At 70.3% G+C, this 12,728-nt stretch carries 9 protein-coding genes and 2 tRNA genes; 8 read left to right on the top strand and 3 right to left on the bottom strand.

Going from position 1 to position 12,728, the window contains the following annotated elements:
• The first annotated feature begins 246 nt into the window (after positions 1–246).
• Positions 247–3,195 carry a MobF family relaxase gene (mobF, locus tag VTA80_RS16975; RefSeq protein WP_407342265.1) on the top strand — a complete coding sequence of 983 codons (2,949 nt, stop codon included), beginning with the start codon at positions 247–249 and terminating at the stop codon, positions 3,193–3,195.
• Between the two features lie 35 nt (positions 3,196–3,230).
• Positions 3,231–3,452, top strand: a complete 222-nt coding sequence (locus tag VTA80_RS16980; protein WP_407342266.1) for an excisionase family DNA-binding protein — start codon at positions 3,231–3,233, stop codon at positions 3,450–3,452.
• Between the two features lie 618 nt (positions 3,453–4,070).
• On the opposite strand, the gene VTA80_RS16985 is transcribed toward VTA80_RS16980, so the two are convergent.
• Entirely contained in the window at positions 4,071–5,432 is a 1,362-nt protein-coding gene (locus VTA80_RS16985; RefSeq protein ID WP_407342267.1) for a tyrosine-type recombinase/integrase, read from the bottom strand.
• 107 nt (positions 5,433–5,539) lie between these two features.
• Positions 5,540–5,613 (bottom strand) — tRNA-Gly (locus VTA80_RS16990).
• Between the two features lie 124 nt (positions 5,614–5,737).
• Between VTA80_RS16990 and VTA80_RS16995 the strand changes: the two genes are divergently transcribed.
• The 6 genes from VTA80_RS16995 to VTA80_RS17020 all read left to right on the top strand — a co-directional run bounded on the left by VTA80_RS16995 (position 5,738) and on the right by VTA80_RS17020 (position 10,788).
• A tRNA-Pro gene (locus tag VTA80_RS16995) sits at positions 5,738–5,811 on the top strand.
• Between the two features lie 176 nt (positions 5,812–5,987).
• A complete protein-coding gene (gene tig, locus VTA80_RS17000) occupies positions 5,988–7,487 on the top strand; it encodes a trigger factor (RefSeq protein ID WP_407342268.1) in 1,500 nt (499 codons plus the stop codon).
• A 172-nt stretch (positions 7,488–7,659) separates the two neighbouring features.
• Positions 7,660–8,280 carry an ATP-dependent Clp protease proteolytic subunit gene (locus VTA80_RS17005; protein WP_407342269.1) on the top strand — a complete coding sequence of 207 codons (621 nt, stop codon included), beginning with the start codon at positions 7,660–7,662 and terminating at the stop codon, positions 8,278–8,280.
• 47 nt (positions 8,281–8,327) lie between these two features.
• Positions 8,328–9,020: an ATP-dependent Clp protease proteolytic subunit gene (locus VTA80_RS17010; protein ID WP_407342270.1), complete on the top strand. Its 693-nt coding sequence runs from the start codon at positions 8,328–8,330 to the stop codon at positions 9,018–9,020.
• Between the two features lie 197 nt (positions 9,021–9,217).
• Entirely contained in the window at positions 9,218–10,498 is a 1,281-nt protein-coding gene (gene clpX, locus VTA80_RS17015; RefSeq protein WP_407342271.1) for an ATP-dependent Clp protease ATP-binding subunit ClpX, read from the top strand.
• Positions 10,495–10,788, top strand: coding sequence for a chorismate mutase (locus tag VTA80_RS17020; RefSeq protein WP_407342272.1), 294 nt, complete (start codon positions 10,495–10,497; stop codon positions 10,786–10,788). The genes clpX and VTA80_RS17020 overlap by 4 nt, the downstream gene beginning before the upstream one ends.
• Positions 10,789–10,810: 22 nt before the next feature.
• On the opposite strand, the gene VTA80_RS17025 is transcribed toward VTA80_RS17020, so the two are convergent.
• Entirely contained in the window at positions 10,811–12,628 is a 1,818-nt protein-coding gene (locus VTA80_RS17025) for an AMP-dependent synthetase/ligase (protein WP_407342273.1), read from the bottom strand.
• Positions 12,629–12,728: the final 100 nt, after the last annotated feature.

Consider the following 12,728-nt stretch of genomic DNA (forward strand, 5'->3'; position numbering starts at 1 on the left):
TGTGCGCACGTCCCGGGCTCCCTCGTGTGCACGCACATCCGCAGACAGCGAAGGGAGATCCGGGAAACCCGATCGGGCTCCAACACCGTCTTCTGCCCTTTTGCTGCACACCTGCGGGTAGAGGGGCGAGCCGGAAACTCGGGCCCGCCCAACCGGGTGTTCTGCCCTTCGCCTGCATACCTGCGGGTAGAGGGACGCACTACACGCACGACGGCGAGCGGGAAGGGGGTGGTGGGGATGTTGTCGATGCACAAGCTCACCGCGCGCGACGGGTACCGGTACCTGACCCGGCAGGTCGCCGCCGGCGACATCCCCCTGCAGCCTGGGGATTCGTTGACGGCGTACTACGCCGCGAGCGGGAACCCGCCCGGGCGGTGGACCGGCAAAGGCCTGCCCGGCATCGGCGAAGGCAGCACCGCCCGACTGGCGGCCGGGGCCATCGTCACAGAGGACGCGATGGGGGCCCTGTTCGGTCGTGGTCACGACCCGCTGACCGGTGAGCCGCTCGGCCGCGAGTTCCCCACCGCCACCACCGCGCCGAACCCTGACGGGTCGCCGAAGGTGTCGCCGGCGGTGGTCGGGTACGACTTCACGTTCACGGTCCCCAAGTCCGTCTCGGTGCTGTGGGCGTTGGGCGATGACGACACCCGGGCCAAGGTCCACGGCGCGCACCGCGACGCGGTGGGCCAGGCGTTGAAGTTCGTCGAGGAGCAGGTGGTCCGCTCCCGGGTCGGGCCCGCCGGTGCCCGGCAGATCCGCACCCGGGGGATGCTCGCGGTCGCGTTCGAGCACTTCGACACCCGGGCGGGGGACCCGAACCTGCACACCCACGTCGCGCTGGCCAACAAGACCCAGGGCCACGACGGGCAGTGGCGGTCCTTGGATGGCAAGACGATCTTCGCTGCCACCGTGACCGTCTCCGAGCTGTACGACGTCCTGCTGGCCGACGGACTGGCGCGGGTGCTGCCGGTGTCCTGGTCGTTGCGCGAGCGGGGCGCGCGGCGCAACGCGGCGTTCGAGGTCGACGGGATCGGTGAGGACCTGCTCGCGGAGTTCTCCACCCGCTCCGGGCAGATCCACCAGGCCGCCGATCAGTGGGCCACCCAGTTCCGGGTCGAGCACGGGCGCGACCCGAACCGCCGCGAGACCACGAAGGCCCGCCAGCACTTCACGTTGACGACCCGCCCCGCCAAGCAGGTGCACCGGCTGACGGACCTGTTCAGCGACTGGGCCAACCGTGCCCGGGCCCGCACCGGGGCCGAACCCCTGGATCTGGCTGCGCGGGCCCTGGCCGGCACCTACGGGCGGGCGTTGCACGCGCACGACGTCGGCCCCGAGGTCCGCGCCGCGATCGCCGCCCAGGCGCTGTCCGCCGTGCAGGAGAAGAAGGCCGTGTTCACGACGTTCAACCTGGGCGCCGAAGCGTTGCGCGCCTCGAAGCTGCTGCGCATGGCCAGCCCCGTCGAGCGGCGCCTGCTGCTCAAGGCGATCCTGACCGACACCCGCGGCCTGTGCGTGCAGCTGGACGACACCCGCACCCCCGAGTCCCGCCGGGTCGGGGAGGACCTGTTCACCACGCCTCAGATGCTCGGTGCGGAGCGGGTCCTGATCGACGCCGCCGAGATGACCGGCGCCCCGGCGCATGCCGCCGACCAGGTGCCCGCGTTCGCGCGCGGGTACCTCGACGCCCTGGCCCCCGACCAGCTCGCTGCCGCGCAGGCGGTCATCATGTCGGGGAAGGTGCTCGACGCGATGGTTGGCCCGGCCGGGTCCGGCAAGACCACGACCCTGGCCGGGTTGGCCGCGTACTGGGGGCGGTGGATCGGGCCCGTGATCGGCCTGGCGCCCTCGGCCAGCGCCGCCCACACCCTGGCCACCTCGCTGGGCACCCAGTGTGAGACGACCGCGAAGTGGTTGTACGAGAGCGCCGGCGGCGGCGCCGCCAAACGGGGCGCCATGTTCGACGCCCTGGAGCAGATCCGTTGCGACCCCGCACCTCGGACCTCCGCGCAGCGTCAAGAGTCCGAGGTGCGGCAGTGGGCGGTGCGCACCATCCAAGACCAGTGGCGCTTCGCGCCACGCCAGCTGGTCATCATCGACGAAGCCTCCATGGCCGACACCCGCACCCTGGCCGACCTGACCGCCCAGGCGCAGGCGGTCGGGGCGAAGGTGCTCCTGGTCGGAGACCACCTGCAACGCGGATCGGTGGACGCCGGTGGTGGGTTCGCGATGCTCGCCCGCCGTGGCCCCACCGCCGAGCTCACGTCCCTGTGGCGGTTCAGCCACCCGTGGGAAGCGCGCGCCAGCCTCGAGCTACGCCGCGCCCACCCCAGCGCGTTGGACACCTACGACGCGCACGGTGCGTTTACCTCCGGGACCGCCGACCAGATGCTCGACGACGCTCTGGATGCGGTGACCACGGCCCGCGACCAGGGGCGGGTCGCCGTCCTGCAGGCGGTGGACACCCGCACGGTGACCGAGCTCAACGCCCGCGCCCACGCCGCCGGCGTCCTGGACGGCGCCGTCTCCCGGGCCGGCGTCACCCTGCACGACGGGCTGACCGCGGGGGTCGGGGACCGCATCGTGACCCGGCGCAACAACCGCCACCTGCCCACCGCGGACGGGTACGTGCGCAACGGCGCCCTGTGGGACGTCACCGCCGTCCTGCCAGGCGGAGCCCTCCTCGCCCGACCCGCCACCCGAACCGGCCACGCCCCCGACGGCGCAGCGGTCCGGCTGCCCGCCGAATACGTCGCCCAGCATGTCGAGCTCGGGTACGCCACCACCACCGCCCGCAGCCAGGGCCTGACCGTGGACGAGACCCACACCATCGCCGCACCCGGCATGGGCCGCGAAGACCTGTACGTGGCCATGAGCCGCGGACGCGACCTCAACCGGACCTACGTCATCACCGACACCCACGACGACGACTGCCTGCCCGCCGTCGGCGGCCCCGCCCCCACCGCCCGCGACGTCTTGGACCAGATCCTGGCCACCACCCACGCCGAGCTCACCGCCACCGAGACCTGGGCCGTCTACCACCCCGACACGCCCTCCCCGATCCCACCCCGGCGCCGGGACTACCCCGGCCCCGACTGGCACCCCCACGGCCTCGAACGCCGCCGCCGTCCACAGAAACCGCTGTCGGCAGAACCGACCTACCCAACGCGCGATGGACCCGCGATCGGACGCTGACCTGCACCTACCAACGCACGACCGAAAGGAATGCCATGTCCCTCACCGTCACCGATCCGTACCGCTCGGAGTTCATCACCGTCACGGAAGCAGCCGAGGAGCTGCGCGTCACCGAGCGCTACATCCGCAAGCTGATCGCCAACGGCGACCTGAGCGCCGTGAAAGTCGGTAGCCGCCTCGTGCGCATCCGGCGCGCGAGCTTGCAGGAGATTCTGCGGCCCATGCGAATCGTCGCCCCGGCGCCGAGGCGTCGCTGAGAGCTTCATTCGATCTGGTTTGGAGACGGGTTCCCGCCGGCTTCGGGCGAACGACGCGCTCAATTGCCAGCGGACCGAGCCGCGCGGGCCAGCACGTTACGTCTCAGGATCCGAAACCCCATCGAGCATCACTCGACCAGTCGGCGACCGCGCCTTAGACGGCATCAAGTGGTGTTCGCGCGACGCGTGGCCGGCGCGTTCCAGGGCCAGCAAACAGGTGCGGCCGGGATCCCTCGGCAAGCGCCACGCAGGCGGTCACGACGACACGGAGCGTCTTCTTTGGTTCGGAGTCGCTCGGAGGTGACAGCCTGAGGACTTGCTGGCCGATCGGGCCGCGGACTGACTAAACGTTTCTCGGCTCTCAGGACTTGTAGAGGTATGCAGATATCAGGGGGCGCCCGGACGGGGCGGGTTTTCGCGGATTGGTATCGGGAGGAGTTTCCTCGGGTCAGCCGCGCGCTCGCCCTGGCGACGGGGGATCCGTCGCTCGGCGAGGAGGCTGCAGCAGAGGCCTTCGCACGTGCGCCTGCCGCTTGCCAGCGCAGCCACCGCCGGGCTGTCTAGCTTGCGCACGCGCGCGCGGGCCGGCGATGACGATGCCGCTTGCGCCTTCAGGTGTCACGCCGTCCGCGGTCGCTCGATGAGCACCTCATCCAGTCGCTCCGCGATTCGGCGCTGGGAGTCGTCGACGGCGTGCTGGTAGTGGAGGGCGGCGCGCGGGCTCGCGTGGCCCGCACGTTCCATCAGCTCGGGCAGGGTCGCGCCTGTGGCCGCCACGAGGGTGAGCGCCGAGTGGCGCTGGTCGTGCCACGTCAGGTCATCGCGCCCGATCGCACCGCGCGCCTTGGCGAACATCGTCGATCGCGACCCGCTGGACAGCGGCGTCCCGTTCTGCGTGCCGAAGATCAACGCATCACGGCCCGGGGGAGTGAACCGCGTCATGTGCTCCCGTAGTGCGGCGACGGCGATCTTCGGCAGCACCACGGCCCGCTTGCCAGCCCGGGTCTTCGGCGCGCTGAACCAGCCCTGGCCGGTGTGCCGGCGAGCCAGGGACTGCTCGACCCGCACCACGCCGGCGGCGACGTCGACATGCTTGCGCTGGAGAGCGAACAGCTCACCCGCGCGCAGGCCGCCGCAGACCGCGAGGATCACGGACGCCCGGTACCGCTCGGGCATGCCGTCGGCCAGCGCCCACATCTCCTCGAGGTTGACGGTGCGCCGGTCGGTGCGGTCATGAGCGTCCCGCTGCCCGGCGCCCTTGATCGCGCACGGGTTGGCGGTGATCAACTCGTCCGCCACCGCCTGTGCCATCCCGGCGTGCAGCAACCGGTAGGCCTGCGTCGCGGCCGTCTGGCCGGCGTTGCGCCGCAACGGGCGCTCGGGCACCGAGGTGCCGCCGGTCGCGGCGACCCATCCGTCCCGCGCCCAGCCGGGGATCCGGCCGGTGGCCGCCAACGGCGCACCCGACGCTGCCGCCCACGCCCGGATCGCCGCGTTCACGCGAGTGTCGTGCTTGCTGCTGCGTTCCCACCGCTCGGTCACGCGCCGCGTCGACTCGGTGGTCACCGCGTGGTTCCACTCCCGCACCACGGCTGGCGTCAGCGAGGCCAGCGTCCGGATCCCCAGGTGGATGGCTCGCGGCCGCCCGGTAGTGGTGGCCACGGGGATGGGCGCGTCGATCCAGGTGGCCAGGACCTGCTCGTACAGCGCGTGGGTCGACTCGGCGATGTCGGTGCGGGTCGCGATCCAGCCGCGGAACCACTCACCCAGCGGTTGCTCGCCCAGCCGGGGGTCGCGCCACCCGCCGCGGGCCATCGCGGAGACCTCGTGGGCGAGCGCCTGGTCGGCCTCGGCCTTGGCCGCGAAGGTGCCGATGGTGCGCATCGCGCCGTCGGGTCCGGTGTACCGGGCCTGCCACCTCCCGGACGGCAGTCGGCGGATGGCGCCGCTCGAGCGGCGGTGCGAGGTGCGAGCAGTCATGGCGGGACCTCCGGGCGCTAATGGCACGTTATGGCACGACGGGCCTGCGACAAGGGTCCAGCGGGGGTCTGACATGGTCGCCGCAGGTCTGTGACCTGCGGAAATACTGGAGCGGGTGAGGAGAATCGAACTCCCGTAGCCAGTTTGGAAGACTGGTGCTCTACCATTGAGCTACACCCGCGAAGGCCGGATCGCTCCGGTCGGCCACAAGGTTAACCGCTCCGCCGCCGGGTTCGGGACGTCCCACCCCGCCAGACCGGTCGCGCACGCGTCGACATCCCCAGCCACTAGACTCGCCGCCGTCACGGGATGTGGCGCAGGTTGGTAGCGCGTCCGCTTTGGGAGCGGAAGGTCGTGGGTTCGAATCCCGCCATCCCGACTCATTTCTTCGGTGACGTACCATCGTCGGGTTGCGCGCGCGGTCTTCCATGCCCGCTCGCGCCGCTGCGGGCCAACAGGAGACGGGGTACCCACCCCTCGCCCCACGACCCACGGCACGCGACCGCCGGCCGGCATTCCCGGCCGATCACACCAGAGCACTGGGAGACCACCGAAGTGAAGAGCGCCGTCGAAACCGTGGACGCCACCAAGGTCAAAATGACCGTCGAGGTGCCGTACGAGGAGCTCAAGCCGAGCATCGACCACGCCTACGCGCATCTCGCGGGGCAGGTCTCGGTCCCCGGCTTCCGCAAGGGCAAGGTCCCGCCGCGCATCATCGACCAGCGGGTCGGGCGCGCGGCCGTGCTCGAGCACGCCATCAACGACGGCATGTCGTCCTTCTACAGCGCTGCCGTGCGTGAGAACAAGCTGCGCCCGCTGGGTCAGCCCGAGATCGAGGTCACGCAGGTGCCCGACATCTCCGACACCTCCAGTGAGCTCCACTTCGTCGCACAGGTCGAGGTCCGCCCGGAGATCGAGATCCCCGCGCTCGACGCGATCACCGTGGCCGTCGACGACCTGGAGGTCACCGACGAGGACGTCACCAAGGCGCTCGACGCGCTCCGTGAGCGCTTCGGCACCCTGGTCGGCGTCGACCGTCCGGCCGGCGTGGGCGACTTCGTCGTGCTCGACCTCGTCGCGAACTCCGAGGGCGAGCAGGTCGACAACGTCAGCGGCGTCAGCTACCAGATCGGCTCGGGCAACATGCTCGAGGGGCTCGACGAGGCCCTCACGGGGCTGTCGGCCGGCGAGACCACGACCTTCTCCGCTCCGCTCGCCGGTGGCGAGCTCGAGGGTCAGCAGGCCGACATCACGGTGACCGCGACCACGGTCAAGCAGCGCGACCTGCCCGCCGCGGACGACGATTTCGCCCAGCTCGCGAGCGAGTTCGACACGCTGGCCGAGCTTGAGGCGGACCTGCGCGAGCAGGCCGCGAAGGGCAAGGCCTCCGGCCAGGCGGTCCAGGCGCGCGACCGGTTGCTCGAGCAACTGCTCGAGGCCGCCGCGATCCCCGTGCCGGCCGGCGTCGTCGAGGCCGAGGTCGTCCGCCACCTCGAGTCCGAGGGTCGCACCGAGGACACCGAGCACCGCGCAGAGGTCGTCGTGCAGGCGACCACCGCTCTGCAGCACCAGATCCTGCTGGACACCCTGGCCGAGAAGCTCGAGGTCAAGGTCAGCCAGAACGAGCTGCTCGAGTACCTGGTGAGCGCATCGCGCCAGTACGGCATGGACCCGAACGAGTTCATCAAGACGGTCGACGAGCAGGGGCAGGTCCCGGCCATGGTCGCCGAGGTCGCACGCTCCAAGGCGATCGCCGTCGCGCTGCGCCGCGTCAGCGTCGTCGACGCCGCCGGCACCGCCGTCGACCTGTCCGAGTTCATCGGCTCGGACGCCGACGACCAGGAGGCCGAGTCCGTGTTCGCTGCCGCGCAGGCCGCCGCCGCGGTTGCCGGCGACGACTCGGACATCGTGTTCGACGACGAGGTCGCCGACTCGGACATCGTGTTCGACGACGAGGCCGACGTCGTGATCGAGTCTGAGACGGACGTCGAGATCGAGATCACCGACAGCGCGACCGACGCCGCGACCGACGGCACGGACGCCGCCAAGGCCTGATCCGACCCGGCGCCCACCCCGCGTCGACTGCGCTGCGCCGTCAGCGAAAACTCCTGTTTCCGGGGCGTTCTCGCTGGCGGCGCGGCGTTAGGGTCACTGCACACGCCCGGTATCCGCGCCACCGTCACACGGTGGTTCGCCCCGGCACGAACGTCAGAACTAGGGAGCCTTGGTGAACGAGCAGCCGATGATCGCGCGGGCCGAAGGCGCAGGCCTGGGACTCAACGACCACATCTTCAACCGACTTCTCAAGGAACGGATCATCTGGCTCGGGTCCGAGGTGCGCGACGAGAACGCGAACGCGATCTGCGCCCAGATGCTGCTCCTTGCGGCGGAAGACCCTGAGAAGGACATTTTCCTCTACATCAACTCGCCCGGTGGCTCCATCACGGCCGGCATGGCGATCTACGACACGATGAAGTTCATCCAGCCCGACGTGGCCACGGTCGCGATGGGCATGGCCGCCTCGATGGGGCAGTTCCTGCTCTCGTCCGGGACCAAGGGCAAGCGCTACGCGACCCCGCACGCCCGCGTCATGATGCACCAGCCCTCGGGCGGCATCGGCGGCACCGCGACGGACGTCCGCATCAACGCCCAGCTGATCCTGCACATGAAGAACGTGCTGGCCGAGCTGATCGCCGAGCAGACCGGCAAGTCCGTCGAGCAGATCCACACCGATTCGGACCGTGACCGTTGGTTCACGGCGCCCGAGGCGCTCGAGTACGGGTTCGTCGACCACGTCGTCGCGCACGCCGGGTTCGTCGCGGGTGGCGGCGGCACAGCCGCTTCCTGATCCCGGTCATCGACCGCATCCGCCCTGCTGAAGTTCGAGGAGAACCCGTGAGTATCGAGTCGCAGTACATCTCCAGCGCAACCCGCCTCGCCGGCGGCCGGGCGCTGCCCTACGGCGCCCCGTCGGGCCGGTACGTCCTGCCGCAGTTCGAGGAGCGCACGGCCTACGGCTTCAAGCGCCAGGACCCGTACACCAAGCTGTTCGAGGACCGCATCATCTTCCTGGGTGTCCAGGTCGACGACGCGTCCGCGGACGACGTCATGGCCCAGCTGCTGGTGCTCGAGAGCACCGACCCGGACCGCGACATCATCCTGTACATCAACTCGCCCGGTGGGTCGTTCACCGCCATGACGGCGATCTACGACACGATGCAGTACATCAAGCCGCAGATCCAGACCGTCTGCCTCGGGCAGGCGGCCTCGGCCGCGGCCGTGCTGCTCGGCGCGGGGAGCCCCGGCAAGCGGCTCGCGCTGCCGAACGCGCGCGTGCTGATCCATCAGCCCGCGATGGAGGGTGGCGGGTACGCGCAGGCGTCCGACATCGAGATCCACGCCAACGAGCTCATCCGCATGCGGGAGTGGCTCGAGGAGACGCTCGCGAAGCACTCCGGTCGGACTGTCGACCAGGTGCGCAACGACATCGAGCGGGACAAGATCCTCACGGCTGCCGAGGCCAAGGAGTACGGCCTCGTCGACCAGGTGCTCGAGAGCCGCAAGGCGCCTGTCGTCGCCTCGGTCTGATCGAACGGGTCCGAACGGGCACCTACCAGGGTGCCCGTTCGGCCTACCACGCACACTGGGGCAGCGCGGCCGGGTGTTGAGGGCGACATTGCGTCGCCGGTGGTGTGCAATGGGAAGGGCGCGGGCCGGTCGGTACCGTTCGCACTCGATGTACTTCGTCCGCTGACGGGCGGATGACCCGAAGAGAGGTGGCGGCCTTGGCTCGCATCGGAGACGGCGCCGATCTGCTCAAGTGCTCGTTCTGTGGAAAGTCGCAGAAGCAGGTCAAGAAGCTGATCGCCGGGCCAGGGGTCTACATCTGCGACGAGTGCATCGATCTGTGCAACGAGATCATCGAGGAGGAGCTCGCCGAGGCGACCGAGGTCGCGATGGTCGAGCTGCCCAAGCCTCGCGAGATCTTCGACTTCCTCGAGCAGTACGTCATCGGCCAGGAGCCCGCCAAGCGGTCGCTCGCGGTGGCGGTCTACAACCACTACAAGCGGATCCAGGTCGGCGAGGCCTCCCGCGGCCCCGGTTCGGACGCGGACGCGGTCGAGATCGCGAAGTCGAACATCCTGCTGATCGGCCCCACGGGCTGCGGCAAGACGTACCTCGCGCAGACGCTGGCCAAGATGCTCAACGTGCCGTTCGCGATCGCGGACGCCACGGCGCTGACCGAGGCCGGCTACGTCGGCGAAGACGTCGAGAACATCCTGCTCAAGCTCATCCAGGCCGCTGACTACGACGTCAAGAAGGCCGAGACGGGCATCATCTACATCGACGAGATCGACAAGATCGCCCGCAAGAGCGAGAACCCGTCGATCACGCGCGACGTGTCGGGCGAGGGCGTCCAGCAGGCGCTGCTGAAGATCCTCGAGGGCACGACGGCGTCCGTCCCGCCGCAGGGTGGCCGCAAGCACCCGCACCAGGAGTTCATCCAGATCGACACGACGAACGTGCTGTTCATCGTTGCGGGCGCCTTCGCCGGCCTCGACGAGATCATCACTTCCCGCGCCGGGCGGCGTGGGATCGGCTTCGGGGCCTCGCTGCACTCGATCGACGACACCGACGTGTTCGGCGAGGTCATGCCGGAGGACCTGCTGAAGTTCGGGCTCATCCCCGAGTTCATCGGCCGCGTGCCGGTGATCACGACCGTGTCGCCGCTGGACCGCGACGCGCTGGTCCGGATCCTCACCGAGCCGCGCAACGCGCTCGTCAAGCAGTACCAGCGGATGTTCCAGATCGACGGCGTCGAGCTCGACTTCACCGACGAGGCCGTCAACGCGATCGCCGACCTCGCGCTGCTGCGCGGAACCGGTGCACGCGGGCTCCGGGCCATCATGGAGGAGGTCCTCCAGCAGGTCATGTTCGAGGTGCCCAGCCGCGACGACGTCGCCCGGGTGGTCATCTCGCGCGAGGTCGTGCTCGAGAACGTCAACCCGACGCTGGTGCCCCGCGAGATCCCGGCGCCGGCGAAGCGCCGCGAGAAGAGCGCGTGAACGCCCTCCCACCCGAGCTGTCGTCGCTGCGTCAGAGCATCGACAACATCGACGCTGCGCTCGTGCACCTGCTCGCCGAACGGTTCAAGTGCACCCAGCAGGTGGGCCACCTCAAGGCCCACGAGGGGCTGCCGCCGTCGGACCTGGCGCGCGAGGCCCAGCAGATCGAGCGGCTGCGCCGGCTCGCCCAGGAGTCCGGACTCGACCCGGTCTTCGCCGAGAAGTTCCTCGGGTTCATCGTCGAAGAGGTCATCCGGCACCACGAGGAGATCGCCAAGTCGCTGCCCTGACGGGGTGCGACCTGGATCGTCCTCAGACGCGAGAGGGGACCGGGCCGCCGTAGATCCCGTCGACCTGGCCGGCGAAGTCGCGCAGCACGGCGCTGCGCTTGACCTTCATCGACGGCGTGAGGTACCCGTTCGCCTCGGTGAAGTCGACCGTCAGCACGGACAGCTTGCGGATGGACTCGGCGCGCGAGACGGCCGCATTCGCACGCACCGAGGCGCGGTCCAGGGCTGCGAGCACGTCGGGGTGCACGGCCGCGGTCGGGACGTCCATCCGCGGCAGCCCGTGGCTCGCCAACCAGCCCGGGAGCATCTCCGCGTCGATCGTCACCAGGGCGCCGATGAAGGGCCGCTGGTCGCCGACGACGACGACCTGGCTCACCAACGGGTGGCCCCGCAGGCGGTCCTCGAGCAGGGCGGGCGCGACGTTCTTGCCGCCCGCGGTCACGATGATCTCCTTCTTGCGCCCGGTGATGCGCAGGTACCCCTGCTCGTCGAGGGCGCCGAGGTCGCCGGTACGGAACCAGCCGTCGACGAGCGCCTCCGCGGTCGCCTCGGGGTTCTTGTGGTAGCGGGGGAAGACGTGGCCGCCGGAGACCCAGATCTCGCCATCCTCCGCGATCCGGAAGGATGCGCCCGGGAAGGGCGGGCCGACGGTGCCGATCTTGATGGCGTGCGGCCGGTTGACGGCGGTGGCCGACGTCGTCTCGGTCAGGCCGTAGCCCTCGAGCACGCGCAGCCCGAGCCCCCGGTAGAAGTGGCCGAGGCGTTCACCCAGCGGCGCACCGCCGGAGATGGCGTACACCACGTGCCCGCCGAGGGTCGTGCGCAGCTTGCCGTAGACCAGCCTGTCGGCCACGGCGTGCTGCGTCTTGAGCACGGCGTTCGCGCCCTGCGGGGTCTCGCTCGCGCGGGAGTAGGTGATCGACACCTTCGCGGCCCAGCGGAACAGCCGCAGCTTGACGCCGGACCCGGCCTTCTGCTCGGCCGAGTTGTAGACCTTCTCGAAGACGCGCGGCACGGCGAGCAGGAAGGTGGGACGGAACGACTGCAGGTCGGGGAGCAGGTTCTTGGTGTCGGGGGTGTGGCCGAGCACCGCGCCCGACGGGATGCACAGGACCTGGATGAACCGCGCGAAGACGTGCGCGAGCGGCATGAAGAGCAGCGTGCGCGAGTCGGGCTGCGCGCAGACCTCGCCGAGCCCGTTGACGCCGTTGAGCGACAGCGTGACGAAGTTCCCGTGGGTGAGCTCGACGCCCTTGGGTCGTCCGGTCGTCCCGGACGTGTAGATGATCGTGGCGAGGTCGTCCATCCCGGCCAGGGCGCTGCGGCGCTCGATCTCGGCGTCGGCCACCTCGGTGCCCGCTGCCACGAGCGTGGAGACGGCCTCGGCGTCGATGACGAGCACCCGGCCGAGCTGGGGTAGCCCGCTGCGGGCCTCTTCGACGGTCGCGGCGTGCGCGGGCGTCTCGACGATCGCGAGGCGGACGTCGGCGTCGGACAGGATCCAGCTGACCTGCTCCATCGAGGACGTCTCGTACACGGGCACGCCCACCGCGCCGGCGGCCCAGATGGCGAAGTCGAGCACGGTCCACTCGTATCGCGTGTGGGACATCAGCGCGATGCGCTCGCCGGGCGCGATCCCGAGGGCGACCAGGCCCTTGGCGACCGCCGCCACCTCGGCGGCGAAGGCGCGTGCCGACACCGGGATCCAGGCGCCGCCGAGCCCCGACTTGCGCTCCGCGAGCGTGCCCTCGGGTGCCCGGGCGACCCGTTGCGCGAGCAGCGTGCTGATGCTCGTCGAAGCCGGGACGTCGACCAGCGACGGGGAGGTGGACTCAAGCATCAGGGGGGCTCCAGAGGGAAGGGGACTGCCTTGACCTTATCCGGTGCGGCGCGGGGCTCTCGGTTCCGGGTGGCCGCAGGGGTAGCGCTCGGCCCGGGGT

It is taken from the genome of Pengzhenrongella phosphoraccumulans (genome assembly GCF_045689905.1).
Lineage (GTDB): Bacteria > Actinomycetota > Actinomycetes > Actinomycetales > Cellulomonadaceae > Pengzhenrongella > Pengzhenrongella phosphoraccumulans.

Excerpts from the sequence above, each read along its gene's own strand:
- mobF (WP_407342265.1), top strand. The coding sequence starts at position 247 with ATGCACAAGCTCACCGCGCGCGACGGGTACCGGTACCTGACCCGGCAG.
- VTA80_RS16980 (WP_407342266.1), top strand. The coding sequence starts at position 3,231 with ATGTCCCTCACCGTCACCGATCCGTACCGCTCGGAGTTCATCACCGTC.
- VTA80_RS16985 (WP_407342267.1), bottom strand. The coding sequence starts at position 5,432 with ATGACTGCTCGCACCTCGCACCGCCGCTCGAGCGGCGCCATCCGCCGA.
- VTA80_RS17025 (WP_407342273.1), bottom strand. The coding sequence starts at position 12,628 with ATGCTTGAGTCCACCTCCCCGTCGCTGGTCGACGTCCCGGCTTCGACG.